27 protein-coding genes are annotated in these 24,550 nt (G+C 63.2%); 19 read left to right on the top strand and 8 right to left on the bottom strand.

The genetic code is table 11. From position 1 onward, the window contains the following. The first annotated feature begins 204 nt into the window (after positions 1-204). Positions 205-1,197: a GlxA family transcriptional regulator gene (locus EHF44_RS27330; RefSeq protein ID WP_124686910.1), complete on the top strand. Its 993-nt coding sequence runs from the start codon at positions 205-207 to the stop codon at positions 1,195-1,197. Between the two features lie 302 nt (positions 1,198-1,499). On the opposite strand, the gene EHF44_RS27325 is transcribed toward EHF44_RS27330, so the two are convergent. After that, positions 1,500-2,480, bottom strand: coding sequence for a LysR substrate-binding domain-containing protein (locus tag EHF44_RS27325; protein WP_124686909.1), 981 nt, complete (start codon positions 2,478-2,480; stop codon positions 1,500-1,502). Positions 2,481-2,590: 110 nt separating this feature from the next. On the opposite strand from EHF44_RS27325, the gene EHF44_RS27320 reads away from it, so the two are divergent. From EHF44_RS27320 to EHF44_RS27310, 3 genes are all read left to right on the top strand, one after another. Then, positions 2,591-3,139, top strand: a complete 549-nt coding sequence (locus EHF44_RS27320; RefSeq protein WP_124686908.1) for a 4-hydroxylaminobenzoate lyase — start codon at positions 2,591-2,593, stop codon at positions 3,137-3,139. A gap of 3 nt (positions 3,140-3,142) precedes the next feature. Beyond that, entirely contained in the window at positions 3,143-3,865 is a 723-nt protein-coding gene (locus tag EHF44_RS27315; RefSeq protein WP_124686907.1) for a nitroreductase, read from the top strand. Between the two features lie 83 nt (positions 3,866-3,948). Continuing rightward, positions 3,949-4,983, top strand: coding sequence for an MBL fold metallo-hydrolase (locus EHF44_RS27310; RefSeq protein ID WP_253700492.1), 1,035 nt, complete (start codon positions 3,949-3,951; stop codon positions 4,981-4,983). A 548-nt stretch (positions 4,984-5,531) separates the two neighbouring features. Here EHF44_RS27310 and EHF44_RS27305 read toward each other — a convergent pair. Beyond that, on the bottom strand, positions 5,532-7,100 hold the full coding sequence (locus EHF44_RS27305) for an amidase family protein (protein ID WP_253700490.1): 1,569 nt from the start codon (positions 7,098-7,100) through the stop codon (positions 5,532-5,534). A 73-nt stretch (positions 7,101-7,173) separates the two neighbouring features. On the opposite strand from EHF44_RS27305, the gene EHF44_RS27300 reads away from it, so the two are divergent. Continuing rightward, positions 7,174-8,082 carry a LysR substrate-binding domain-containing protein gene (locus tag EHF44_RS27300; protein WP_124686906.1) on the top strand — a complete coding sequence of 303 codons (909 nt, stop codon included), beginning with the start codon at positions 7,174-7,176 and terminating at the stop codon, positions 8,080-8,082. Between the two features lie 3 nt (positions 8,083-8,085). Here the strand turns inward: EHF44_RS27300 and EHF44_RS27295 are convergent, their stop codons facing one another. The 6 genes from EHF44_RS27295 to EHF44_RS27270 all read right to left on the bottom strand — a co-directional run bounded on the left by EHF44_RS27295 (position 8,086) and on the right by EHF44_RS27270 (position 14,048). Next, positions 8,086-9,537, bottom strand: a complete 1,452-nt coding sequence (locus tag EHF44_RS27295) for an N-acyl-D-amino-acid deacylase family protein (protein WP_124686905.1) — start codon at positions 9,535-9,537, stop codon at positions 8,086-8,088. Positions 9,538-9,548: 11 nt separating this feature from the next. Continuing rightward, entirely contained in the window at positions 9,549-10,523 is a 975-nt protein-coding gene (locus EHF44_RS27290; protein ID WP_124686904.1) for a Bug family tripartite tricarboxylate transporter substrate binding protein, read from the bottom strand. A 477-nt stretch (positions 10,524-11,000) separates the two neighbouring features. Continuing rightward, positions 11,001-11,204 (bottom strand): cold-shock protein, encoded by a 204-nt coding sequence (locus tag EHF44_RS27285; protein WP_124686903.1) that lies wholly within the window; start codon positions 11,202-11,204, stop codon positions 11,001-11,003. Positions 11,205-11,618: 414 nt separating this feature from the next. Further along, positions 11,619-12,074, bottom strand: a complete 456-nt coding sequence (locus EHF44_RS27280; RefSeq protein WP_124686902.1) for a carboxymuconolactone decarboxylase family protein — start codon at positions 12,072-12,074, stop codon at positions 11,619-11,621. A 24-nt stretch (positions 12,075-12,098) separates the two neighbouring features. After that, on the bottom strand, positions 12,099-12,515 hold the full coding sequence (locus EHF44_RS27275; protein ID WP_124686901.1) for a cupin domain-containing protein: 417 nt from the start codon (positions 12,513-12,515) through the stop codon (positions 12,099-12,101). Between the two features lie 123 nt (positions 12,516-12,638). Further along, a complete protein-coding gene (locus tag EHF44_RS27270; protein WP_124686900.1) occupies positions 12,639-14,048 on the bottom strand; it encodes a PLP-dependent aminotransferase family protein in 1,410 nt (469 codons plus the stop codon). A gap of 178 nt (positions 14,049-14,226) precedes the next feature. On the opposite strand from EHF44_RS27270, the gene EHF44_RS27265 reads away from it, so the two are divergent. From EHF44_RS27265 to EHF44_RS27200, 14 genes are all read left to right on the top strand, one after another. Continuing rightward, entirely contained in the window at positions 14,227-14,886 is a 660-nt protein-coding gene (locus tag EHF44_RS27265) for an HD domain-containing protein (protein ID WP_124687073.1), read from the top strand. Positions 14,887-15,471: 585 nt separating this feature from the next. Then, positions 15,472-15,801 (top strand): ArsR/SmtB family transcription factor, encoded by a 330-nt coding sequence (locus tag EHF44_RS27260; protein WP_124686899.1) that lies wholly within the window; start codon positions 15,472-15,474, stop codon positions 15,799-15,801. Positions 15,802-15,804: 3 nt separating this feature from the next. Then, on the top strand, positions 15,805-16,293 hold the full coding sequence (locus tag EHF44_RS27255; RefSeq protein WP_124686898.1) for an ArsI/CadI family heavy metal resistance metalloenzyme: 489 nt from the start codon (positions 15,805-15,807) through the stop codon (positions 16,291-16,293). 35 nt (positions 16,294-16,328) lie between these two features. Next, complete coding sequence (locus tag EHF44_RS27250) at positions 16,329-16,844, top strand: arsenate reductase ArsC (protein WP_124686897.1); 516 nt, start codon at positions 16,329-16,331, stop codon at positions 16,842-16,844. Then, entirely contained in the window at positions 16,841-17,905 is a 1,065-nt protein-coding gene (gene arsB, locus EHF44_RS27245) for an ACR3 family arsenite efflux transporter (RefSeq protein WP_124686896.1), read from the top strand. Before EHF44_RS27250 ends, arsB begins: the two co-directional genes overlap by 4 nt. A gap of 8 nt (positions 17,906-17,913) precedes the next feature. Next, complete coding sequence (arsC, locus tag EHF44_RS27240) at positions 17,914-18,336, top strand: arsenate reductase (glutaredoxin) (protein WP_124686895.1); 423 nt, start codon at positions 17,914-17,916, stop codon at positions 18,334-18,336. Then, a complete protein-coding gene (gene arsH, locus EHF44_RS27235; RefSeq protein WP_124686894.1) occupies positions 18,333-19,097 on the top strand; it encodes an arsenical resistance protein ArsH in 765 nt (254 codons plus the stop codon). Before arsC ends, arsH begins: the two co-directional genes overlap by 4 nt. A gap of 236 nt (positions 19,098-19,333) precedes the next feature. Next, the gene (locus EHF44_RS27230; protein WP_124687072.1) at positions 19,334-20,050 is read left to right on the top strand and encodes an MgtC/SapB family protein; all 717 of its coding nucleotides are present in this window, start codon (positions 19,334-19,336) and stop codon (positions 20,048-20,050) included. A gap of 161 nt (positions 20,051-20,211) precedes the next feature. Further along, the gene (locus EHF44_RS27225) at positions 20,212-21,192 is read left to right on the top strand and encodes a tyrosine-type recombinase/integrase (RefSeq protein WP_253700488.1); all 981 of its coding nucleotides are present in this window, start codon (positions 20,212-20,214) and stop codon (positions 21,190-21,192) included. Positions 21,193-21,314: 122 nt separating this feature from the next. After that, positions 21,315-21,536, top strand: coding sequence for a DUF2188 domain-containing protein (locus EHF44_RS27220; protein ID WP_124686893.1), 222 nt, complete (start codon positions 21,315-21,317; stop codon positions 21,534-21,536). Further along, positions 21,511-22,143 carry a DUF421 domain-containing protein gene (locus tag EHF44_RS27215; protein WP_172966217.1) on the top strand — a complete coding sequence of 211 codons (633 nt, stop codon included), beginning with the start codon at positions 21,511-21,513 and terminating at the stop codon, positions 22,141-22,143. The genes EHF44_RS27220 and EHF44_RS27215 overlap by 26 nt, the downstream gene beginning before the upstream one ends. A gap of 200 nt (positions 22,144-22,343) precedes the next feature. Beyond that, on the top strand, positions 22,344-22,697 hold the full coding sequence (locus EHF44_RS27210; RefSeq protein WP_124686891.1) for a hypothetical protein: 354 nt from the start codon (positions 22,344-22,346) through the stop codon (positions 22,695-22,697). A 90-nt stretch (positions 22,698-22,787) separates the two neighbouring features. After that, entirely contained in the window at positions 22,788-23,993 is a 1,206-nt protein-coding gene (locus EHF44_RS27205) for a TolC family protein (protein ID WP_124686890.1), read from the top strand. Then, positions 23,990-24,547 (top strand): hypothetical protein, encoded by a 558-nt coding sequence (locus tag EHF44_RS27200; RefSeq protein WP_124686889.1) that lies wholly within the window; start codon positions 23,990-23,992, stop codon positions 24,545-24,547. The genes EHF44_RS27205 and EHF44_RS27200 overlap by 4 nt, the downstream gene beginning before the upstream one ends. Positions 24,548-24,550 lie beyond the last annotated feature (3 nt).

The following is a 24,550-nucleotide window of genomic DNA, read 5'->3' as shown; positions in this document are numbered from 1 at the left end:
TGTGATGCCGATCGGGCCGGGCATCGCCGCGCCAGCCGGCAGAAGATGCCGGTTGCGTAGCGCAGAACCGGTGCCGCAAGCTAGCGCCGCGTGCGTACGAATTCGGCCAAATAGCGGTGACTTTCGGCGGTGGCGCGGGTGGGTCCTTTCCGTTATCTTTGGGCCAGCTTTGCCAATCCGGAGCCGCGGCGCTCCAGCCACCCTATGACCCGACACATTGCGCTGCTGGTCTTCCCCGGCGTTCAGGCGCTGGACGTGACCGGCCCCATGGACGTCTTTGCCGAGGCCAACCGATTTCTTCCGCACGACGAACGCTATGTCCTGACAGTGATCGGCACCGAGCCGGGCCCCATCGCCTGCTGCAACGGTCTGGTCCTGCAGCCGCATCACGCTTACTCGGAGGTCGCCCCTGGCGAGCAGCAGTACGACCTCGTCCTGGCCGCCGGCGGCGCCGGATTGCAGGGCGATGCCTGGGACGTCGATGTCTACGCATGGCTGCGACGTTTCTGCACGGCGGCGCGGCGCCATGGGTCGATCTGCAACGGGGCCTTCGTGCTCGCCCATGCCGGCCTGCTGGCCGGGCGTACGGTCACCACGCACTGGAACGCGGCGACGGCGCTAAGCACGCTGTGTCCGGATGCGAACGTCGTGGCGGACAACATCTTTGTGCAGGATGGCGCGTTGTACACGTCGGCCGGCGTCACGGCAGGCATCGACCTAGCGCTGTACCTCGTGGCGCAGGACCATGGCAAGGCCATCGCGCTCGACGTGGCCAAGCGGCTGGTGGTCTTCACGCAGCGCGCCGGCGGCCAGTCGCAGTTCAGTCCCTACCTGATGCCGTACACCGAGTACGCGTCACCGGTGGCACAGGTGCAGGCGTACGTGCGGGAACACCTGGCGGAGGATCTGAGCGTCGGCGTGCTGGCCGGCGTCGCCCGGCAGAGCCTGCGCAACTTCGCGCGCGTGTTCGCGCAGGAGACCAGGATGACGCCCGCGGTATTCGTCGAGAGTGCGCGGGTCGATGCAGCGCGCGTGCTGCTGGAGCAAAGCCACGTGCCATTGAAGCGCATCGCCAGCCAATGCGGTTTTGGCGATGCGCACACGATGCGGCAGGTCTTCAAGCGGCGGCTGGGCATCACGCCGCAGCAGTACCGGGCCCATTTCCTGTCGCCCGGCGATTCAGAGGCCGGCGGATAGCCACCCTACTTCCGGTCCGTCTCCGAATACCCGTGGATCCGCTTGCGCTCGCCCACGCTAGTCAGCGTCACCTCCTGCACGCCGGCGTTGCCGCACCGACGCAACGATGCTAGCCGTCGAAGGCATATGTGCATTGGCATGGCAGCCACCGCTAGCGCCATCCACAGGAGGGCAACAGAAGATTCTACGTGCACGGAAAGTGCTCGGCCATTCAAAATCGACGCGACGAACCACGACTGACGCATGTGGCAACGCTATATGAGCCAATCGGCCAACTTCCGACTATGAGAGAGGCAAGCGGACTATTTCAGCGCTTTCTCTGACGTCTTTGCGGTCTTCAAAATCATCTCGCGCAGCCAGGCATGCCCCACATCGTCATCGTCCCGGCCATGCCAGACCGCGCGCATGATTTCGGTGCGTGATGGGTAAGGTGGTACGCGACGAGCTAGACCCCCACGGTCCGCGAGTGCGAGAGCAAGCGACGCTGGCACGACCGACAGCATGTCGGTCTGGCGAAGCAGGGCTGGAATGGCGAGCGCGTGTGGGGTAGTGACTCTTAGTCGCGGCGTCTCTCCACACGCAAGGAGCGCCTCCTCCAACGCCCGTCGATCGAACATCTCCGACTGGCGAGCCAGCCCGCGCTCGACGATGAATCCACCTATCGCCCCTTCCTCCTGCCCGCCTACTGACAGTGTGACAAGGGGGTACTTCGCCAGATCCTCGAGCCTGAGCTTTCTTCGCGAGGCCGGATGTCCTTTGCACATCAAGATCGATTCACCGAGAGACATCAAGTCGCACGAGTTAAGGCGAGGGGGAACCTGGGAAAAGATGCCAATAGCGATGTCGATACGGCCCAAGTCGATCTGCTCCGCGAGATCCAGTCGCGTTGACGGCCGAATGACGAGGTCCACGCCGGGCGCCAACTTCTCCAGCAGGCGGGAGAGTGGCGCAACGATTACTTCAGTGACGTGATCGTTCGCCGCAATCACGAATCTGCGTTTGGATTGACCTGGCGAGAACGGTTCCGTGCCCAAAGCGTTTTCGATCCTGCGAAGCGAATCCAGCAACGTTGGCGCCATCGACATGGCACGGCCGGTCGGAACCATGCCCTTGCCCCTCCGTATGAAAAGCTCGTCCCCCACCAGCTCGCGCAGCCTGCGTAGCGCATGACTGACCGCAGATTGCGTGAGGTGCAGACGTTTACCGGCCAGGATCAGATTCCGCTCTTCATAGACGGCCTCGAATACTTTCAGAAGGTTCAGGTCCGTGCGTCCGATGCTCATGATGGCGCCCCGTAGTTGAATGCCGCTCATTATGCAGTTGCACAGACATCAATTCCATTCCATTCAATGGCGGCGCATCATGGCTTCCAATATTGGACAGGAGGCGAACCATGACTTCAGAAACGCTGCAAAACGATCGCGAAGCACTGATCGAGCGATGCATCCCCTTCCTTGAGGAAGTAAAGGACCTCACCACCGGTACCGAGGTGGAGAGTTGGCTCAACCAAAAATACGGACCTGACAGCGAGCTCTACAAGACATTGGCCTCGCTTGTGCGCAAGGGTGTGGAGGATGGCTGGGCGGCCAATATTGACATTGAAGGCTCAACCTATCGCCGTAGTCGCATCGCGGAGCCCTCCGAACGCACGCTGCACTTCAGCATCACTGCCGTGTACATGGACAGCGCTGGCAATGCCCAGGGACACTCGGATGGTCGCTTTCGGGGGCAATACCACGGCCATCCGTATGGGGAGTTCAACATGGTCGTTCCTTTGAACGCCGGGGCGGCACTCAACGGTCCGAATGGTTGGTGTGCGGGTGGCTGGACCGCCCCGGCTCCCGGGAGCCATCACTACCCCGAAGCAAAGGGTGGCGCCGTGATCGCGCTGTTCTTCTTGCCTTCGGGGCGTATTTCATATCACGAAGCCCCGCAGGAGTGAGTCATGGTGAAGACAGCAAGTGAATGGTCTCAGGAGGCGATCGCGCAATGTGTTGCCTCAGTAGTGTCCTCGCGGCGTTCAGTCCGTGCGTTTAAGCCAGACCCCGTGTGTCAGGAAACGGTCGAACAGATCCTGCAGGAAGCAGCCACCGCACCAAGCGGAGCCAACATTCAGCCCTGGCGCGTGTACGTGGTTACAGGTGCGGTCAAGGACGAACTTGCCAACATCCTGGTCGCTGCCTACAGAGCTGGGGCAGCTCCTGCTCCTGCTCACTTCCCCGAGCCATTGCCCGAACTTTTTCGCAAAAGACTGATTGATTTCGGCGCGCGCTACTACGCGTCGCTTCGTATCGATCGCAACGACACGGCGGCCCGCTCGCGCCAGACCGAAAAGAACTTCTCGTTCTTTGGTGCTCCGGTGGGACTAATTTTCAGCATAGACCGCAGACTGAAACCCCACAGTTGGATCGATATCGGGCTTTTCGCGCAGAACCTCATGATTGCCGCGAAAGCGCGAGGCATTGACACATGCCCCCAGGTCGCCTTCGCACCGTTCCACGAGCAGATTGCATCGTACTTGAGCATGCCTGCCGAGGAAGTTACCGCTTTCGGTATGTCGTTGGGCTTCGGCGAACCCGAAGCCGAGGTCAATCAGACGAGGATGCCACGCGAACGTGTGCAGGACTTCGCCCGCCTATTCGGGTTTTCTGCCGCGGCCGGTCGGTAATCCCACGGCCGAATTCGCATAAACCCGTCCGACCGGACCGGGCCTCAGCCACTTCGAAGGCAACACTGCACAACACGTATCAGATGACCATCCCTTCCAAATTCAAGAAGTCCCGAGCAACCACGAGTATCGTGTCCAGCCTCTTGCCGATAGGAATCAGCCTCGCGGCCGCAGCGTTCATACCCTTCGCTGCATCGGCTTCCGATGCAATCCAGGCAAGCGTTGCCAGCACGAAGGTGTTGCCCGACGACTATTTTCATACTGGGGCGGGCGCAAGGTATTTGCGCCGTGCCGACGACGATCTCGTCAAGAAGCCGCTGCGGGGTAATATCACCGTACTGATGGGCTCGGGGGGCAACATCACTGTGCTCGCGACTCGGGAAGGAAACTTTCTGGTCGATGCCGGCATCAGCAAGTCACGGGAGAAACTGCAGGCGGCCTTCAAAGAAATCGGACAGCGCCCGCTCCGGTACGTCGTGAACACGCATTGGCACTGGGACCACACGGACGGGAATGCATGGTTGCACGAGGCAGGGGCCACGATCGTCGCACAAAGTAATACCTACAGGCATCTTACCGAAAGAACACACGTGAACGCCTGGAACTGGACATTTGACCCCGTGCAACAATCAGCACGCCCAACGCTGCTAGTCGACGGCGAAATGACGTTCAACTTTGGCGGTGCTGTGATTGAAGTGGAGAACTTCGGCCAAGGTCATACGGACGGGGATTTGTGGGTCTACTTCAAGAACGCCGACGTGCTGGTGCTGGGCGACACTTTCTGGAACGGGTTTTATCCGTATATCGACAACGAAGACGGGGGAAGCATCGACGGCGCGATCGCATGGGCCAGCAAGGCGGTAGCTCGGACGACCTCCCACACGATTGTCATTCCGGGGCATGGGACTGTAGGCACTCGCGCTCAGCTCATTGAGTTTCGCGACATGCTGGTGACCGTGCGCAACAACGTAGCGGCGCTCAAGAAGGCCGGGAAGACGCTCGAGGAAATTGTGGCTGCCAAGCCAACGGCAAACTTCGACGCCAAATGGGGAAACTTCGTGTTCAACGGCGATCAATTTACGAGAATGGTCTACGCAGGACTGCAGGCTGATATCTAGCCCGGGCCTATTAAGCGGTGGGCCTTGGAGTTGCCGCGCACGGCAAGACCACCCTTAGACGCCCGATTATTTCGGTCATTCACAGAGAAGACCGCCGGAGGGCGCCACAGGGTCGTTCTGCGACGTGGCGCCCTACCCCTCGCAATGGGGCATCCTGGAGCTCCTAACTGGCAGCCAACCAGCTATTCCTTTTAAGACGGCGCCCGCGGCAAGTATCTCGCTCCGCCGTGCTACCCGCTAGGTGGCAACGACCAGCACCACCGCCCTACCGTCACCCTTCGATCATTCGAACCCGCACAAGCCGCACCCCGAGCGGACACCTTTGAATGGCTGCCCGTATGGCGTTTTGGCAAAGCCAGAACAGTACGTGTGGCCGATTATCCTAGTGTCGTAGTTCGGAATCAAATGTCGGAAGAAGCATGCCGCACAATCCGGCCGCACTGGTGCTTGCGTTGCACGATGAGCGCGGCGGCATGGATTGGCAGGGTGTACGACGACTTTACGAATGCTGCTACGTAGGTTACTGCGATGCCTGTGTCGCGTTCAGTCTAACCAAGCCGCAGCGGCGGCGTACTGGCCGGTGGACGGCGGTGCCGGGTCAGTTGCTCGAAGGCCGATGCCAGCCGCAAGAGCAGCACATCGCTGCCTGCCCGGCCTAGCCAAGATACGCCAGCGGGAACGCCGGCCGACGTGAATCCCATCGGCACGCTGATCTCCGGAAAGCCGGCGGCGCTCGCCATATGCATCGGCGCTAGGGGCTGTTCGGCGCGGCAGTGGTAGGTCGCATCGACCATGTCGAAGCGCGGCGATGCGGGGCATGACAGCGTGGGGAATACCAATGCCTCCACCCCATTGGCAAGGAATATCTCGTCTAGCATGGCGCCAAAGCGGCGAGCCGCCTGGCGATCGGCTCGCGGTGGCAGGTCTCGTGTCTCGTACGCTTGCCTTAGCGCGAGAAGGGTAAGCGGGTTCACCGGACGGCGGACATCCGTTGCGGCCATCCGTGCAAGCAACGCAGAGGTGTCGGCGGGGGCGCCGCCAGGCAATCGTTCCAGCCAGCTATCGAGCCCGAACACCCATTCAGCGCGGGCGATATCGCCAAGGAGGTCGGTGTATAGCGTGCGCGCACCCGCTGGCAGGCGTACGGGTATTGTCTCCGCGCCCGCCCCACGCAGCGTCTGCGTCGCCGCAAGGAAGAGCCCATCGATCTCGTCATTGCCGCCCGCGAAGTCGGCCACGACGCCCAGCCTGCGGCCGGGCATCGATGTTGGCGTGCCGCTGAAACCTGCGCCTGGGGCCAGTGCATCCAGAACCACGGCCGCATCGGCGGCACAGCGCGCCACCGGCCCTACGGTGTCGAACGATGCCGCCAGCGGCAGTACGCCCTCCGCATCGAGCAACCCGTGGGTGGGCCGCACGCCAGTCAATGCATGCACGCAGGCAGGGCCTCGCACGGAACCGAATGAATCGGTGCCAAGCCCGAAGGCCGCGAAGTTGGCCGCCACTGCCGCGCCGGTGCCGCTGCTGGAACCGCTGGCATTGCGCGACAGGCGATAGGGATTTAGCGTCAGGCCATTGGCGGAGCTGTAGCCGAAGCGGCCGTTGGATGCAGCTAGCTCCGACATATTGGCCTTGGCCAGCACGATAGCACCGGCTTCGCGCAGGCGCGCCACGCACTGCGCATCCGCGCTCGGATAAGCTTCGCACAATGCCAAGCACCCGGCAGTGGTCGGCATGCCGACGGTATCGATATTGTCCTTCACCACCATGGGAATCCCGTGCAACGGCCCACGCGGGCCGCTTGCGCGCAACTCCTGGTCAAGGGCACGCGCCTCTTCCAAGGCGACGGGATTGACCCAACTGATCGCGTTGATCAGCGGGCCGGACTTGTCGAAGGCGGCGATGCGGGCGAGGTAGAAGTCGACCAGACCGGACGCCGAAAGGGTGCCGGTGCGCATGGCGGCCGCGAGCTCCCGCAGGGAGGCTTCGAACGGATCGAAACTGTCAGTCGGAGCAGCGGAAGAACTGGGGGTCATCGTCGAGCATTTGGTATTTAAGCAGTATTGGCCCGCCGATGCCCGGTAGGCAATGGATGTTTTGTCGATCCATCTTTCCATCCCGGAATGAATGCACGACAATACCGGCACGCACCCCGCAACCGGACCCGGCTGCCTAGCCCAGCCTATCGACATGAAGAGTACCAACGGCCGCCACCTGCCCGCGCTGGCGAACTTGATTGCATTCGAGACTACCGCGCGCACGGGTAGCGTCACTGGCGCCGCCGAAGAACTGTGCCTGACGCAAAGCGCGGTCAGCAAGCAAATCACCGAGCTGGAATCCTTCCTCGGCGCGCGCATGCTAAACCGCCGCAAGGGCGCTGTGGCGCCGACGCCTGCCGGCGAGGAGTACCTCAAGAGTGTGCGCAAGGCCCTTGCCATGCTCGAGGAGGCCACGATGGAGGTGCAATCGGGACGGGCCTCGGGCGGGCGACTGAACCTGTCCGTGCCGGTGTCGCTGGGCAATATCTGGCTGTTGCCGCGCATGCTCAGGTTCGCGCGCGAACAGCCGCATATCCAACTCAACGTCACCACCAAGGTCGGCCCGGTAGACCTCGAAAGCGCCGGGCTCGACGCGGCCATCATGTATTGCGCGGGTCCGCCACCGCGCCATTTCAGCCTGAAGGTCATGCCGCTGGAACTGTATCCGGTCTGCGCCCGTGAATTGATGCCGGCCGGCACTCCGCTGGCCAAAGCGGTGAGAATCCTGCCCTTACTGCACCAGAACGCCGCATTGGAAGCATGGCCGGCCTATCTCCAGCAGACCGGCATCAAGCTCGCGCACCCGCATGACGGTTCGCGTTACGGCCTGCTGACCATGGGCCTGCAGGCTGCCCTCGGCGGCTTGGGCCTGGCGCTGCTGCCGGAGTATGTTGCTGGCGACGACATCAAGGCGGGCCGTCTGCTGCGCCTGTCCGACGAGCCCTATGTCTCGCCCAAGGCCTACTACTTCATCTGTCGCGAGGATAAGCGGGACAGCCCCGCCATGGAGACCTTTATCGCGTGGCTGCTGGAGCAGAGCGCGGAAGCAAACCGACGCTAGTTGCTACCCCTGCGTCTTTACCAGGGTAGAGGTGACAAAGCGACCGGGTCGGCTGCTGGCCGGCTGGCCGTCGCGAAGGGTCGCCTCCCCAGCGACGAACACGTGCCGCACGCCAACGGAAGGCTGCTGTGGATCATCGAAGGTGGCGCGATCCTGGATCGTCGCCGGATCGAAGACGGTCATATCGGCGACATAGCCAGTCCTGAGTTCCCCACGCCGCTCCAGCCCAAAACGCTGTGCCGGCAAACCGGTCATCTTGTGGACCGCGAGCTCCAGCGGAAACAGACCTAGGTCACGCGCGTACAAGCCGAGCACGCGCGGGAACGTGCCCCACAGCCGCGGGTGCGGCGTTTCATCGGAAGGAATGCCGTCAGAGCCGATCATGGTGTCGGGATAGGCCAGGATGTCGCGCACGTCTGTCTCGTGCATGATGAAGTACACGGCACCCCCCGGCACCAGCGCCTGGGCAACTTCACGGCGTGATTGGCCCCATTCCTGCGCAAGGTCCTCCAGGTAACGTCCGGCGGCTTCAGGATGCGCAGCGGACCAAGTAATCAGGATGCGGTCGCATTGATACACACGCTCGGGACGCAGCATAGTCGACGATGCCGCATACGGATAGCAGTCCAGGCACAGCGGCATGGTTTTGGCCAGCCCCCGCACCTGCGCCAGCGTGTGGCGGCTGCGGCCGTAGTTCTGCTTGCCCACCAGCTTGTGGTGCGAGATCACCGTCGATACTCCCAGGGCCTTGCCGATGCGCGCGGTCTCGTCGATCGATGCGCCGACGTTGTCGCTTTCATCGCGCATATGGGAGACCAGCACGCCGCCGAGCCGCTTCATCGGCTCGCACATACGCACGATCTCATCCTCGGATGCCGCGGCCGATGGCGGATAGAACGTGCCGGTGGACACACCGATCGCGCCCTGGCGCAGCGCGGCCTCGATGTCTTGCCGCATGCCTTCGATCTCCACATCGCTGGCGGGCAAGCCGAGCTGGCGCAGATGCCTGGCGCGCAGCGTGGACTGGCCCACCAGCACCGCGACATTGACCGCGGCCGGCTGCGCCGCGAATGATTCCCGGTAGGCCCGCACTGAATCGAAGCGGTAGCCGCCGCGCATGATGTCGAGCGGGGCCGGCGGGATGGCGTCAGTCACCAGGGGGAACAGGCTGATGCCGCAGTTGCCTGCGATAATGGTGGTGACGCCCTGCGTAACCTTGGGCAGCATCTCCGGGGACTGGAATACCATCCAGTCGTCGTGTGTGTGGGTGTCGATAAAGCCCGGCGCAACGATCAGCCCAGTAGCATCCACTTCGGTGTCCGCCCGCGCCGCAACGAGGTTTCCGATCGCGGCGATCTCGCCGTCCAACACTCCAATGTCGCCGGCGCGACGCGGCGCGCCGGTGCCGTCGATCAGGTCGCCGTTGCGGATGATCAGGTCATAGTGCTTTTGCATGACGCTCCCCCTCAGTCGACCTTGGCGCCGCTTTTGCGCACCAGTTCGCCGAACTTGACGGTCTCCGTCGTGATCAGTTGCTGGAAGTCGCGCGCGGTGCCACCCACCGGTTCGAACGAGAGCTTGTCCAAATGCGCACGGAAAGACGGATCCTTGATGATGGCATTGACTTCCCGGTTCAGGCGGTCGAGGGCCTCGGCAGGCGTCCCTGGCGCGGCCACCAGTCCAGCCCATGCAGTCAATTCATAGCCCTTCAGGCCGGCCTCCGCCATAGTGGGGAGGTCCGGGAACTGCGGCGACCGCTTGCTCGATGTCACCGCCAGCGCCCGCACACGGTTAGACGCCACGTAGGGCCCGATCGACGGCACGTTGTCGAACATGAGCTGCACGTTGTTGCCAACCAGATCCTGCAGCGCCGGCGTGCTGCCCTTGTAGGGCACGTGGGCGATGTCCAGGCTGGCCATGACCTTGAACAGCTCGCCGCCCAGGTGACTGGTGGTGCCGTTGCCGGCCGAGCCCATCGACAGCTTGCCCGGATTGGCGCGGGCGTAAGCCACCAGTTCCTGCGTGGTCTTGACCGGAAGCGAGGGGTTGACCGCAAGGATGTTGAAGGTCGTCACCAAGCCGACAATGGGCACTAGCTTGTCGGGGTCGTAGGGCAGCTTGGTATAGAGGAAACGGTTGGTCGACATCGTGGCGTTGTTGCCATAACCGATCGTGTAGCCGTCCGCCGGCGCGGCCAGCAGCGCCTGCATGCCGATATTGCCGCCCGCTCCGGGCCGGTTCTCGACAATCACGGCTTGGCCAAGCCGCTTCGACAACGCGTCGCCAAACAAGCGCGCAACGATGTCCGGTGCGCCGCCCGGCGCGGTCGGTACGATCAAGCGCACCGGCTTCTCCGGCCACGCCGCCTGCGCCGCAGCCGGCGCAAGCAGCAGCGTGCCGAAGATCCCCGCAGCCAGTGCTTGAATTGCTGTCTTCCTCATGCTGATTTCCTCGTCATCGTGGTGTCACTGCGGATCGAGTATCAGCGCCGGCCGGACGGCAGCCTAGTGAAGTTTTGTGGTTCGATAGTTTCCGTGGCGGAATAAATCTAGAAGGCTCGCCGGCCGCGCCTCTCCTTCGGCGCAGTATCGCGACCGACTTGCCGGCGACGCTTTGAAAGAGTGCCGCGAGCGGGTCAACCGATCGCGGACGTTGAATCGCGCTACCTTAGCGTTTCAAGCAGCGCTGGCATGACGCGATCTTCTGCCGGCGCGATCCGGGAGACGAACGATATCTGACGAGACGGTGGCGAGGGGTGTCCCTCAGTTGCGAGCATAGATATGCCTTCTGCAGACTAGAGCTTCGGTAGGAACCTACGCAGTGCAAAAGAGCGCCGTCCACAATGTTGTTTGCACTCGGGGCAATGAAAAAAACCCCGTCATCGCTGGCGGGGTTTTTTCATAAATCTAGGAAACTGATTAGACTGGCTCGATCTTCGTTGCTGCGGGACCCTTCTGGCCCTTGCCTGCTACGAAACGAACCTTCTGTCCTTCTTGGAGGCTCTTGAAGCCAGCGCCTTGAATTTCAGAAAAATGTGCGAAAAGATCTTCGCCCCCTGCGTCGGGGGAAATAAAGCCGAAGCCTTTCGAATCGTTGAACCACTTTACAGTACCGGTTTCCATGTGAGGACTCCTTAAAGATTCTCGCCGGCGAAGGATGCAGACGAGGCACGACGATCAAGGAAGATGCATGGAGAGAAAGTGGCCCTAACGGGCTGCAACTGACGCTGCGAGACTAGCTTGAAGATCCTGCGAGGTCGGTTATACAGGTGAAGTCATACTCGGTCAATCAGAAATTCTTGCTGCATCTGCCGTTCCGGCTTCCATTGAGAACGGTATGGCTGTCAAGAATCCCGTTAACGCGCTGAGTACGGAAGGCTCCTTTCGGCGGGCGATCGCAGACACCTCGCCATGGAAGGGACGCGCCGTCCGGCGGCGCTCGTTCCCTCCAGAATCCGAGTCGCTGCACGACACACCTTGTCTTGCCGTCGCACATGCCCGTCGGCAGCTGTCGCGCCCATCGGAAGCGACGGCGTTCTACAACTCCATTACGGCCTGAGGCGTGTTCCTGAAGCTGATCGCCATGCGGTTATAGGTATTCATCAGGCTGATGGCGATGGTCAGGTCAACAAGCTCGCGTTCATCGAACACGGCGCGTGCCGCCTCGTAGGCCGTGTCGGGCACGCCAGTCTGTGCAACCAGCGTAACCGATTCGGCCCACGCTAGTGCCGCACGCTCGCGCTCGTCGAAGAGATGGCCCGCTTCCCTCCATGCCTGCACCAGCGCCAGCTTATCGACCGTAGCGCCTTTTTTCAGCAGGTCGCGTGTATGCATGTCGAGGCAATAGGCGCAGTTGTTGATCTGCGAGACGCGCAGGTAGACCAGATCGACGAGAACCGGCGAAAGATCGCTCTGCATGACGTAGCCGTAGACGCCGCCAAGGGCTTTGACGCCCTCCGGCGCAATCTGAACGTAGTCAAGACGCTTGCTCACGAGGTGACTCCTTGAGGTACGGAATTACTTGATAGGGGTGGTCAGCACTTTGTCGTTGCTGTCCGCGACGAATACGGCGAGCAGCTTTGCGGGCCTTGTTTCGCTCGCGTTGCGGCTTATGCGATGAACGGCGCCTGGCTCCTCGAAAAAGCTCTCGCCAGCATGGTAGACACGCTTCGGGGCATCATCGACCTGTGACTCTATATCGCCTGATACGACGTAGGCATAGATGAAAGCCGAGCCTGCGTGCCTATGCGCCTGCGACGCTGCGCCCGGTGCATAGTCAACGACGACAGCGATCAAGGACTTGCCCGGGATGTTGGGAATGGCACGCTGAAAGTTTGGTGTGACAGTCTCCGTCGTGTCATGCGCGTTGGCAGGAAGGGCGATGCCAAAGGCCACAGCTGTGCAGACGGCTTCTACGATACGTCGAATGTTCATGGAAGTTGGGGCTCCGATTTACCTCCCAGAATTGTCGTGCGACAGGCGGCTACTCAGAAAGCACCATGAATGAACATTTTCGATGTACCAAGACGCGACGAAAGATCTAGCGCCACGGGTCCATCAGTGGCGTCCGAGAACCAGTTCCAGCAGGCGTGAACAGTTGGACGCAAGGGTTCGTTCATCGATATTCGTGACGCCGAGCAGTAGCCCCTGCTGCGCCGGATGGCTCGTGTACCAAGGTGAGAGAGGAACTGGGGCTAGCCCGAAAGCTCGCGCCCGCGCAGCGATATCGACATCAGAGGCCGAAGGGGGCGTCGCGACCACGACGGTCATGCCGGCGGCCGCCTGCACTCTGATCGATTGCGAGGCCAGGCCCTTCAGACAACGAACGAGTGATTCCTGTCGAGCAGCGTAGAGACGTTTCATACGCCGCAGATGGCGAAGATAGTGTCCGTCGTGCATGAACTCGGTAACGGCGTGTTGCACGGAAGTAGTCGGCGCGGGCGCAAGGCACGCTGCGACGTCTCCAAAGTGGCGTGCCAGGGCAGGCGGGACAACGAGAAACCCCAAACGCAGTGCCGGACTGATCGTCTTGCTGAAGGTCCCGATGTGCAGCACCCGTCCATCCGAATCGAGCGACGCCAGCGCCGGCGCGGCCCGCCCTTTCAGCTGCAAGTCGCCGAGATAATCGTCTTCGACAATCCAGGCATCGTTTTTTTGGGCCCAGCCGAGCAGTGAGATTCTTCGAGAAAGCGACATCGTCATTCCGAACGGCGCCTGCTGGCCCGGCGTGACCACCGCGAGGGCGGCTTCGGGAGCGATCTGAATGCCGGCGTCGACATTGAGCCCGTCCACATCGACCGGCACTCCTGCCACGGTTATGCCGGCCAGCCCGAGCGCCGCGCGTGTGAGCGGAAAGCCGGGCTCTTCCAGCCAGGCTTGGCGACCTTCCAAGCGAAGCCCGCGAATCGCCAGATTGAGCGCGCCGGAGAACCCTGCGGTGACGAAGACCTGGGAGGGGCTGCATCGAAGCCCGCGCGAGACGCCAAGATACGCAGCGATCTCCTGGCGCAAATCCGGCTCGCCACGTGGGTCGGGGTAGCCGACGGGAGCCGCTGCTGCTCGGCGGGCCGCACGCGCCTGAATGCGCGACCAGAGCTTGAATGGAAAGGCGTCCTGGGAGGGGACCCCCATTTGGAACGCCAACGGCGCTGTGCTGAAGTCGTAGAACAGATCCGGAAGCGGCGGCGCCTCCGGCGACCATCCCGTCGTCGCCGGCAATGGCCGCGCGGCTACTCGGGTGCCGGCCGCGCCAAGGCCGATCACGAATTGCTCGTCAATTAGCCGTTCATAGGCGGCCCGCACTGTGCCCCGGGACACGCCGAGCTGGGTGGAAAGATCAGACCAGGACGGCAGCCGTGCGCCAGCGGCAAGCTGGCCCGACTCGATCGCTTCTCGAATCGAGCCGTAAATTTGCGCCGATAGAGAGATGCGCCCGGACCGATCGAGGCCGATAGAAAGCTTTGTCATGGACGCGCATAGTACATTCGAATTGTCCAATCTTAGGCCTTTTCCATGACCCAAGGAGAGGTGTAATTTTGTCGGTGTCATGCCGCTAGGCCCGTTCGGGTTCAATGACTCACGCGGCGGGCTCCGGAAATCAAGCGTGCTGCAGGAATCGCACGCTCTCAACAACGCGAGGAATCCGATGAAGCAGGATAAGGCAGCGCCCGCAATCGAAAGTCTTGGTGTCGTCATCCCCGACAGCCAGCTAGCGCGCGAGGTCGCGCAGCTCATTCGGGACACCGAAAGCGAACTGCTCTTCAACCACTCCACGCGCGTCTATCTATGGGGCGCACTACTGGGAGAGCGAAAGCGCGTAGCGTTCGACCCGGAACTGCTCTACGTTGCGTCAATGTTCCACGATATCGGTTTGACCTCGTCCTATCGCGAAAGCGAACTGCGTTTCGAAGTTGACGGCGCCAACGCGGCGCGCGATTTTCTGCGCAGCCACCAGGTGGACGAGGCTGACGTAGCGAAAGTGTGGACCGCTGTGGCGCTCCATACGACGCCAGGCATTCCCGAGCACATGCACGGTGAAATCGCACTGGTGCAGGCAGGAGCTGGAATGGACTTGGCAGGACGGAACTTCGACGCGTTCATCGAGGAACAGCGCGCGTCGGTTGTCGCTGCCTATCCCCGCGGTACCGATTTCGCCGGAAAGATGATCGATGCCTTCTACGACGGTATGAAGCATCGCCCAGGCACCACGTTCGGCACGTTCAACGACGACTTCCTGGCGCACAAGGACCCAAGCTTCGAGCGCGCTAATCTGTGCAGCATCATTCTGAATTCCCGCTGGGGATGACTGCGTTTCCCACGGGCTCACTTCTACATCTATAGGATTTTTGCAATGCTCAGACGTACATTTTTGGTTACGGGCGCCAGTAAAGGGCATCGGTCGCGCGTTGTCCCACCGGCTTGCCGCCGACGGACATTAGGTCATTATCAATAGCCCGCTGGAACTCACGACCATTTGGATTCGCCAACATGGGATACATCGCGGTCTATGGGGACTTACGCTCGACTTTCACTTGTAGGACACAAATTCTCCACAAGCGACGGCGAAGGCACTTCACGCACCGGGCACTATTGAACTTTATCTCCACGCCTGCGGTCCCTTTCCAAGTCATGAAATGTGCACGCATTGGCTGCGGTCCTCGGATTCGGTGCTTTCGGGTAACGGGGTCCGCCATGAAAATCAGTTGCCATGGCGACCCATCCGCCCTGTTTTTGCTTGTCCCCTGTGCCCACCAGGGACATCAGGCGCGCCGTCCTTTTTACCGCAACGGCCGCACGTTCCCCACGTTCTCCCGACCCTTGAGGATCGGCAGGGCCACGAACTTCTGCGCTAGCGATTGCTGAATTTCCATATTTCGACTACATTCGAATAATGGAAACCAGTAAAGCCATCGAAGCGCTCGCCGCGCTGGCCCATGCCGCCCGGCTGGCCGTTTTCCGCCTGCTGGTCCAGGCCGGCCCCGACGGGCTGCCGGCCGGCCGCATTGCCGAATTGATGGAGATGCCGGCCTCGTCGCTGTCGTTCCACCTCAAGGAATTGCACCGCGCGGGCCTGCTGGCCAGCCGCCAGGAAGGCCGCTCCATCGTCTACATGGCCCGCTTCGAAACCATGAATGCCCTGCTGGGCTACCTCACCGAGAACTGCTGCGGCGGCGCGCCGTGTTCGCCGGTGTCCGCCTGTTCCGCCGCCGCGGAGTCCTGAACCATGAAGCGCTTTCACGTCCACGTCAGCGTGGCCGACCTGTCGGCCAGCATCCGCTACTACTCGGCCCTGTTCGACGCCGAACCCACCGTCGTGCGCGACGACTACGCCAGGTGGGCGCTCGACGACCCACACGTGAACTTCGCGATCTCGAATCGCACCGACCAGCCCGGCGTGGACCACCTGGGCATCCAGGTGGAAACGGCCGACGAACTGGCGGCAATGCAGGCGCGGCTGGCCAGCGCCGACCTTCCGATGCAGACGCAGGCCGAGACCAACTGCTGCTACGCCCGATCGAGCAAGCACTGGTCGGTGGACCCCACCGGCATCGCGTGGGAATCGTTCCAGACGCTCGGCGACGCGCCCACCTACGGCGAATCGCGCGACCGCGGCGCCGAGGCGTCGGCCTGCTGCGTGCCCCGCCAGTTCGACGCCGTGCCGCAGCCGGCCACCCCGGCCCGTGGCTGCACGCCGGCCTCCGGCTGCTGCTGAGCCCCCCGCCCCCGCAACCGCATCCCGAGGCAGCCATGTCCGACAACAAGACGTACAACGTGCTGGTGCTCTGCACCGGCAACTCCGCCCGCAGCGTGATGGCCGAGGCGCTGTTCAACGTGCTGGGCAAGGGCCGCTTCCGGGCCTACAGCGGCGGTAGCCAGCCGACCGGCCGGGTCCATCCGATGGCGGTCGACCTGTGCCGGTCCATCGGCTACGACACCGCGAACCTGCGCAGCAAGGGCTGGGACGAGTTCGCCCAGCCCGGCGCGCCGCAGATGGACTTCGTCATCACGGTCTGCGACCAGGCCGCCGGCGAGACCTGTCCGATCTGGCCCGGCACGCCGATGACCGCGCACTGGGGCTTCATGGACCCGGCCGCCATTCAGGGCTCCGACGACGAGAAGCGCAAGGTCTTCGACCAGGTCTTCCGCCAGATCCTGAACCGCGTCACGCTGTTCGTGAACCTGCCCCTGCACGTGCTGGACCGCAACGCCATCCACCGCGAAATGCGGGCCATCGGCGAGCAGCCTGTGGACGCTGGCAAATGAGCACGACGCAACAGTCCGCCGCAACGGTGCAGTCCAACGCCATTGGCTTTTTCGAGCGCTACCTGACCGTCTGGGTGGCACTCTGCATCGTCGCCGGCATTCTGCTCGGCCAATGGCTGCAACCGGTCTTTCACGCCATTGGCAGCATGGAAGTTGCGCAGGTAAACTTGCCCGTCGGCGTGCTGATCTGGATCATGATCATCCCGATGCTAATCAAGATCGACTTCGGCGCCATGGGCCAGGTCGCGGGCCATTGGCGCGGCATCGGCGTCACCCTTTTCGTCAACTGGCTGGTCAAGCCGTTCTCGATGGCGTTGCTGGGCTGGATCTTTGTCCGCCACCTGTTCGCAGGCTGGCTGCCGGGGGATCAACTCGACAGCTACATCGCCGGCCTGATCCTGCTGGCGGCAGCGCCCTGTACGGCAATGGTGTTCGTCTGGTCGCAGCTCTGCAAGGGCGATCCGTATTTCACGCTCTCGCAGGTGGCACTCAACGATGCCATCATGGTCGTGGCCTTCGCACCCGTCGTCGCGCTGCTACTGGGCCTGTCGTCGATCACCGTACCGTGGAACACGCTCATCACCTCGGTCGCGCTCTACATTGTGGTACCGGTGCTGATCGCGCAGGGTATCCGCAAGGCGTTGCTGGCGCGGGGCGAGGCGACCTACAAGCGCGTGGTGGGAGCGCTGGGTCCCTACTCGATCACCGCACTGCTCGCGACGCTGGTGCTGTTGTTCGGCTTCCAGGGCAACGCGATCGTGGAGCAGCCGCTGATCATCCTGCTGCTGGCTGTGCCCATCCTGATCCAGGTACTCGTGAACTCCGGGCTGGCCTACCTGCTCAATCGCAAGCTCGGCGTCGCCCACTGCGTGGCGGGCCCATCGGCGCTGATCGGCGCGAGCAACTTCTTCGAGCTGGCCGTGGCCACGGCCATCAGCCTGTTCGGTTTTCAGTCCGGCGCGGCGCTCGCCACCGTCGTCGGCGTGCTGATCGAGGTGCCGGTGATGCTTCTCGTGGTTGGCGTGGTCAACCGTTCGCAGCACTGGTACGAATCGCATTGAGATACCCCATGACCGTCACCATCTATCACAACCCGGCGTGCGGTACGTCGCGCAATACGCTGGCGATGATCCGCAATACGGGGATTGAGCCAACCGTCATCGAGTACCTGACCTCGCCACTCGATCGGCAGACCTTGCAAGCAATGATCCGCGATGCCGGCCTTACCGTACGCGAAGCCATCCGCGATAAGGGCACGCCTTACGCCGAACTCGGTCTCGCCGATCCTGCGTTGAACGATGACCAGTTGCTCGATGCCATGCTGGCCCACCCCATCCTGATCAACCGCCCCTTCGTCGTCACCGCGCTTGGCGTGCGGTTGTGCCGACCGTCCGAAGTCGTGCTGGACATCCTGCCGGCACCGCAGCAAGGCGCTTTCACCAAGGAGGACGGCGAGGCCGTCACCGACGCGCAGGGCCGGAGGATTCGATGACCGTCGATCTCCCCAACATCGTCCCTGCGGTGCTCGACACGCCGGACCTCCGCAAGCTGAAGCCAGCACACGTCAGCACCCACCCGCCGCGCATCCTTCTGCTATACGGATCGCTGCGCGAGACCTCCTACAGCCGCTTGCTTGTGCTGGAAGCCGAACGGATCCTGCAGCACTTCGGGGCAGAGACCCGCGTCTTTGAGCCGCGCGATCTGCCGATGACCGACAGCGTGCCCGCCGATCACCCGAAGGTGGTCGAACTGCGCAAGCTCTCCGAGTGGTCGGAAGGCCAGGTCTGGTGCAGTCCCGAGCGCCACGGCACGCTGACAGCCGTCTTCAAGAACCAGATCGACTGGCTGCCGCTGGAGATGGGCGGCATTCGCCCGACGCAGGGTCGCACGCTGGCTGTGATGCAGGTGTGCGGCGGTTCGCAGTCGTTCAACGCCGTCAACGCGCTGCGCTTGCTGGGCCGCTGGATGCGCATGGTGACCATTCCGAATCAGTCGTCGGTAGCCAAGGCGTATCAGGAGTTCGACGCCCACGGCCGTATGAAGCCGTCGTCGTACTACGATCGCGTGGTCGACGTCATGGAGGAACTCTACAAGTTCACGCTACTGGTGCGGGACCGCAGCGACTACCTGACCGATCGCTACAGCGAGCGCAAGGAGGTCGCGCCCTCCAACGCCCTGACACTCGCGGCAGCAGCCATGGCTCACGAAAACGAGGCGCAGACGGGAGACACCGATGGCGGCGAAGTCGAATAACCGGCAACGGAAAAACGTGGAGCCAAGCAATAGCGTGATCTTTGCACGACCTGGCGTGCCGCGTGCCGGTCTGATCTACTGGTCGCCGTAGTGGAGGCGGCAGCTAACGCAATGCGGAGCGTTTCGTCGTCAGCGGCATGAACAAGACGGTGGGCGCGACTAAGGATTGGACCGGGCACCCGGCCGCTGTGCCACAATCGCCCCAACTTTTTGCCCAGACGGATATGTCCATGTCGCTGGAAGCGCTGCAAAATATCAACCCGCAATCGCTACTCGATACGGCCATAAGCTTGGCCGCAGCGTTCGTGCTGGGCGGCATGATCGGTTTCGAGCGCCAGTATCGCCAACGCACGGCCGGCCTACGCACCAACGTGCTGGTGGCTGTGGGCGCGGCGATCTTCGTCGACCTTGCAAACCATATCGCCGGACACGATGGCGCGGTGCGCGTGGTTGCGTACGTCGTTTCCGGCATCGGTTTTCTGGGCGCGGGCGTGATCATGCGCGAGGAAGGCAACGTGCGCGGGCTGAACACGGCGGCCACGCTCTGGTGCTCGGCCGCGGTGGGCGCCTGCGCCGGCGCCGACATGATTGTGGAAGCGGCGATCGCCGCGGTGTTCATCCTGGCCGCCAACACGTTGCTGCGCCCCGTTGTAGATCGCATTAACCGCCAGCCATTAGACACGACGGCCGTGGAAGTCACACACACGGTGCATGTGATCGCCGCACGCGATCATCAGAAGACGGCGCTAAGGCTGCTGGAGGACGCGCTGAAGGCCGCCCATTATCCGCCGAGCGACCTGGAAGTCCGCGCATTCGGCGAACAGGAAGTGGAAATTGAGGCGGCGCTGGCCGCGACCTCTGTCGACGGCGACGTACTCGACCGCATTGTCACCCGGCTGGGGGGCACTAGCGTTGTCAGTCAAGCATTCTGGAGTGCGAGTACGACGGAGTAAGGATGTCCGTGTGCCGCGTTGCCGCCGGAAAGGAAATCTATATTAGGACTTTCGGGCTTCCCTGGCCATTTCCAGTTGAGCGTTCATATTGTCGACATCCGGGACCTGGCCGCTCGCGTGGCGCCTGATTGACGTGGTCTCCATAGTTCGCCGGCCCTTGCTTGAATGCAAATGTCGGCGCGAAGCGACGATTTGTTTGTGAGGTCGGTCAATTTCAGTATATAAATTCAAAGATGGATAGACTGTGGTTATCGGATCCTGCTCGCGCCTACGCCGACTGGCAGGATGGCGAAGCCGTTGGCGCGGACCGCCGTCCGTTCTCCCCTCGATCGATCATCCAGCATCGAGCCATGTTCGATCGATTCCATCGATACTTGATCGGCCGCGGTGCTACGGTGACCAGTTTTGGCTCTGACGTTTTAGACGGGTTCTGGCTCGATGGGGAGGCGGTCCACTACTCTGCGGCAACGCGCATGCGCTACCTCAAGCTCATCGACCGTCTGTGCAGACATCTCGTCACCATCGGCGTTCGCGACTCAAATCCGGCCGGCGAACTGGCCTCAAGCCACCAATGGCCCCTCACAGATCCGGACGTTTATTTCCTTAGCCAAGAGATGGATTTGGCGCTGCAGGAATTTGTGCAGCCAGCACCGAACGAGGACCCAGCGAAACTCCAGAAACGAGCAATAGTCGCCTTTTTTCTCGGGACTGGTGTCACTGCCAACGAGGGCCGCGGCGCTAGAGGTCGCGATCTACATCTTGATGCGGCCCCTCCATATCTCCACGTACCCGCACGGCGGCCCAAGGATGCCCGAACGGTGCATGTGGAGCCCTTTGCCCTTGAACCCCTTACCGCCTGGGCTGCCGCCCGGCGCAAATGGAAAGCCGAGAGCGATCTGCTTTTTGCACTAACACGCGCGGGAACCCCGATAACCGACATGAGTCTCGGCAAGATAGTGCGCGAAGCATGCCACGCGATTGGACACGAAGCGGACAACATAAGTCCAAGGACTCTCCGAAACACTTACTGCCGGCGCCTATTGATCCGTGGGATCGCCGCCGTTACGGTCAGCGCGACGCTGGGTCTCGTTAGCAATAGGACTGTTGCCCGTATCGCCGCCACGATACCGGTGACGCCATAGATTGTGAGCCGATCCTTCTCGATCGCCATTTGGCCTACACGGTTGTCAGACTTTGGCCGACTACCCCGCAGGTCGCTTTGGGTGAATAAGTACGCTATGTGACAACCACCAGATGGTGACCTATGAACAAGGACGTACACGTGGTCCCTGCCCCCGAGGGCTGGGCCGTGGAAGAGGCGAAGACCCCGGCGGGCCGCAAGCTGTTCGCCACGCAGGAGGACGCCATCGAGGCCGCCATGGAGATCGCCCGGCGCAACCAGTCGGAGCTGTTCATCCATGGCCGCGACGGCCAGATCCGCTCGCGCAACTCGTTCGGGCATGATCCCCGATCGATCAAGGGGTAAATCGGCCGTGGTTGCAGATGGCATCCAGGCGGCCATGCAGGCCGTCTTCGGCAGGGGCGAGGAACTGGCCTGGTACCAGATGGCCGCGCGGGCCGCGCTCGTGTTTATGGCCGCGTGGGTGCTGCTACGGGTGGCTGGTCGACGCACGTTCGCGCAGAAGACCGCGTTCGACCTGTGCATAATGCTGCTGCTGGGCGCGATCCTGTCGCGCGCGGTGGTCGGAGCAAGCCCCATGCTCGGTACGCTGGCCGGGGCGGCAGTACTTGTCTTCATGCATCGCGCAATCAGCATGCTGTCGGCTCGGTGGCCAGCCTTCGACCGAATCGTCGGTGGCCGGCCAATCGTGCTGGTCTTCGACGGCATGGAGAACCGCCATGCGCGCAAGCGCGCCATGTTGAGCGACGAGGACCTCGACGCCAATGCACGCGCCAGCATGCACGCGCCCGGCTGGGACCGCCAGTGGAAGGTGGTGTTGGAACGAGCCGGCCAGATCACATTCGTCAAGCCGCAAGCCAGAGACGGAACGCCCGGACCTGCGGCGCGCGAGGATCATCAGCGGCTCAGAGTATCTACTGCAGTGAAACAGGAAGATCACGCATCCCGCTGAAAAATTGTGCGATTAGACGCCCAGCAGCTAGTCAATCCTCTCTCTTGCCGTCGCCGGCTCAATGTCGCTCCCCACTGATATTCCGACTGTGCTTGCAACGGCCGTGACAAAATGGGCATTGCCCTAAGAACCGATCCTCCTCCCTGGAAGGCTTGGGTGATTGGTGCCGGATACCGAATCGGTGATGTAGAATCGCGCCCATGTCGCGAATCGTTGCCATCTTGATGATGCTGGTCCTTCCGCTGCAGGCGTTTGCCGCGGCGGAGCGGCAACTCGGTCATCTGGCCGGCGACACCATCGACCACCTCGTCGCGCACGCCGAACACGTGCCGCACCATCATGACGACGATGGCAGCGTCGAACAAGACGACTCGCTGTCGTCCGCCACGCATCAGCTCGCCTTCGACCTGATGTCCAATCTGCCCGGCACGCTGATGACGGTGGCGTTCCCGCCACTGCTGGATTGCCGCCAGCCCGCGCCCGTCTTTGCCGGCCGCGCAGTGCCGCACCCGGCCACAAGTCCTCCCTTACGTCCGCCTCACGCACCCGCCTGACGGCGGGGCGTTAGCCATTCCTGCTCGCCGTGCCGCTCAGGCACGGTGCCCCGCCGCGACGCTGGTCGAGCCTAGGCGTTTGGGGAAGTCATGCAGAAGTTACTTGTATTGCTGGCCGCATCGTGCGCGATGCTGGCCGACGTTTGCGCGCAAACACCGGCGACGGATCTGCACGCGCTGTTCGAGGCCGCATGGGAGCGGTCGGTCTCCATGCAGGCCGCTGCCGGCCGGCGCCAGGAAGCCGCCGCCAGCCGGGTGCAGGCCGACGCGCTGATCGCGGGATCGCCCGCCGTGGACCTGCGCCACCGGGGCGACCAGCTTACCGACCGGCGCGGCGTGCGCGAGACCGAGGTGTCGCTGGGCGTGCCGGTCTGGTTGCCGGGACAGCGCAGCGCACGCGGCGCTCTGGCCGATGCCCAGGCCGCCGAGGCCGAGTCCGCGATGCTGCTGGGCCAGCTTGCCGTGGCCGCCGAAGTCCGCGAGCGGGTCTGGCAACTGGCTGCCGCCGAGGCCGAGGGCGACGTGGCCCGCCGCCGCGTGGGCGTTGCCCAGCGCCTGCGCGACGACGTGCGGGGCCGCGTGAGCGCCGGCGACTTGGCCCGCACCGACCTGCTGTTCGCGGAGCAGGACCTGCTAGCCAGCCGCGCACTGCTGACCGAGAACGAGGCGCGCGTGATCGAGATGCGCGCCCGGCTGCTGCAGGCCACCGGCGTGCAGGGCCTGCCGCAGCACTACGACGAACGCCCCGCGCCGGACCTGCCCGGCGCGCCGCATCCGCGCATTGAGGCGGCCTGGCGCGCCGTGGAGCGCGGCGAGCGCCAGGTGGGCTACCTGCGGACATCCCGCCGCGATGCGCCCGAAGTTGGCGTGACCTACCGCCGCGACGCGGCGGGCGGCGGCTTGCCCAGCGACCAGACCGTCGGCGTCTTCGTGCGTTTTCCGTTTGCCACCGATGCCCGCAACCTGCCCCGCGAGACCGCCGCGCAGACCGAACTAATGACCGCGCGGGCCGAGCGCGACCGGACCGAGCGCGTGGTGCAGTCCGACATCGATGCCGCGCGGCAGTCGCTGGCGCTGGCCGAGCAGCAACTGGCCCTTGTCTCTGAGCGCAGCGCCACGCTGGCCGAGCGCGCCGCGCTGCTGCGCAAGACGTTCGACGCGGGCGAGATCGGCCTGGCCGAGGTCCTGCGCGCGCAGAACCAGGCGCTGGACGCCGACCTGGAACTGGCCCGTATCCGCGCGCGACGCGGCTTTGCCATCGCCAACTTGAACCAGGCACTGGGAGTACTGCCATGATCCGAACCTGTCTTGCCGCGCTCTGCCTCTGCGCGGCCCTGAGCCACCCTGCCCTGGCCGGCCCGGGCGCCCACGGCCCCAACGGCGAGCATCTGGACGCGCCCGCGGCCGGTGTGCCGGCGGGCGCCGCGCGGCCCGGCATCGAGGCCAGCACCGAGGGCTTCGAGCTGGTCGGCACGCTGCACGCCGACGAGTTTTCCGTGCTGGTCGACCGCTACGACACCAACGAGCCCGTCACCACCGGCACGCTGGAAGTGGAGCTCGGGCCGATCAAGGCGCAAGCCCGGCTCCACGCCGACATCGGCGATTTCTCCTTTGCCGATCCGAAACTGCTGGCTGCGCTGCGCCAGCCGGGCGAACACGTGCTCGTGTTCACGCTGGTGACCGGCCACGACACGGACCTGATCGAAGGCGCGCTGCGCACGCCCCCCGACACCGACGCGCGCGGCCAATGGCATGCCGGCAAGCTGGCCGCCGCCGTGCTGGCGGGCCTCGCGGTGCTGGCGGCCGCCGTGACCGCCTGGCGCCTGCGCCGCCGCCGCACTCCTCGCTGAAGA

The organism is Cupriavidus pauculus, from assembly GCF_003854935.1.
Taxonomy (GTDB): Bacteria; Pseudomonadota; Gammaproteobacteria; order Burkholderiales; family Burkholderiaceae; genus Cupriavidus; species Cupriavidus pauculus_C.
This window is presented reverse-complemented; position numbering and strand designations above follow the sequence as displayed.

What these genes read in the sequence shown, in the direction of transcription:
- EHF44_RS27330 (WP_124686910.1), top strand. Translation starts at nt 205, where the DNA reads ATGACCCGACACATTGCGCTGCTGGTCTTCCCCGGCGTTCAGGCGCTG.
- EHF44_RS27325 (WP_124686909.1), bottom strand. Translation starts at nt 2,480, where the DNA reads ATGAGCATCGGACGCACGGACCTGAACCTTCTGAAAGTATTCGAGGCC.
- EHF44_RS27320 (WP_124686908.1), top strand. Translation starts at nt 2,591, where the DNA reads ATGACTTCAGAAACGCTGCAAAACGATCGCGAAGCACTGATCGAGCGA.
- EHF44_RS27315 (WP_124686907.1), top strand. Translation starts at nt 3,143, where the DNA reads ATGGTGAAGACAGCAAGTGAATGGTCTCAGGAGGCGATCGCGCAATGT.
- EHF44_RS27310 (WP_253700492.1), top strand. Translation starts at nt 3,949, where the DNA reads ATGACCATCCCTTCCAAATTCAAGAAGTCCCGAGCAACCACGAGTATC.
- EHF44_RS27305 (WP_253700490.1), bottom strand. Translation starts at nt 7,100, where the DNA reads ATGGAAAGATGGATCGACAAAACATCCATTGCCTACCGGGCATCGGCG.
- EHF44_RS27300 (WP_124686906.1), top strand. Translation starts at nt 7,174, where the DNA reads ATGAAGAGTACCAACGGCCGCCACCTGCCCGCGCTGGCGAACTTGATT.
- EHF44_RS27295 (WP_124686905.1), bottom strand. Translation starts at nt 9,537, where the DNA reads ATGCAAAAGCACTATGACCTGATCATCCGCAACGGCGACCTGATCGAC.
- EHF44_RS27290 (WP_124686904.1), bottom strand. Translation starts at nt 10,523, where the DNA reads ATGAGGAAGACAGCAATTCAAGCACTGGCTGCGGGGATCTTCGGCACG.
- EHF44_RS27285 (WP_124686903.1), bottom strand. Translation starts at nt 11,204, where the DNA reads ATGGAAACCGGTACTGTAAAGTGGTTCAACGATTCGAAAGGCTTCGGC.
- EHF44_RS27275 (WP_124686901.1), bottom strand. Translation starts at nt 12,515, where the DNA reads ATGAACATTCGACGTATCGTAGAAGCCGTCTGCACAGCTGTGGCCTTT.
- EHF44_RS27270 (WP_124686900.1), bottom strand. Translation starts at nt 14,048, where the DNA reads ATGACAAAGCTTTCTATCGGCCTCGATCGGTCCGGGCGCATCTCTCTA.
- EHF44_RS27265 (WP_124687073.1), top strand. Translation starts at nt 14,227, where the DNA reads ATGAAGCAGGATAAGGCAGCGCCCGCAATCGAAAGTCTTGGTGTCGTC.
- EHF44_RS27260 (WP_124686899.1), top strand. Translation starts at nt 15,472, where the DNA reads ATGGAAACCAGTAAAGCCATCGAAGCGCTCGCCGCGCTGGCCCATGCC.
- EHF44_RS27255 (WP_124686898.1), top strand. Translation starts at nt 15,805, where the DNA reads ATGAAGCGCTTTCACGTCCACGTCAGCGTGGCCGACCTGTCGGCCAGC.
- EHF44_RS27250 (WP_124686897.1), top strand. Translation starts at nt 16,329, where the DNA reads ATGTCCGACAACAAGACGTACAACGTGCTGGTGCTCTGCACCGGCAAC.
- arsB (WP_124686896.1), top strand. Translation starts at nt 16,841, where the DNA reads ATGAGCACGACGCAACAGTCCGCCGCAACGGTGCAGTCCAACGCCATT.
- arsC (WP_124686895.1), top strand. Translation starts at nt 17,914, where the DNA reads ATGACCGTCACCATCTATCACAACCCGGCGTGCGGTACGTCGCGCAAT.
- arsH (WP_124686894.1), top strand. Translation starts at nt 18,333, where the DNA reads ATGACCGTCGATCTCCCCAACATCGTCCCTGCGGTGCTCGACACGCCG.
- EHF44_RS27220 (WP_124686893.1), top strand. Translation starts at nt 21,315, where the DNA reads ATGAACAAGGACGTACACGTGGTCCCTGCCCCCGAGGGCTGGGCCGTG.
- EHF44_RS27215 (WP_172966217.1), top strand. Translation starts at nt 21,511, where the DNA reads ATGATCCCCGATCGATCAAGGGGTAAATCGGCCGTGGTTGCAGATGGC.
- EHF44_RS27210 (WP_124686891.1), top strand. Translation starts at nt 22,344, where the DNA reads ATGTCGCGAATCGTTGCCATCTTGATGATGCTGGTCCTTCCGCTGCAG.
- EHF44_RS27205 (WP_124686890.1), top strand. Translation starts at nt 22,788, where the DNA reads ATGCAGAAGTTACTTGTATTGCTGGCCGCATCGTGCGCGATGCTGGCC.
- EHF44_RS27200 (WP_124686889.1), top strand. Translation starts at nt 23,990, where the DNA reads ATGATCCGAACCTGTCTTGCCGCGCTCTGCCTCTGCGCGGCCCTGAGC.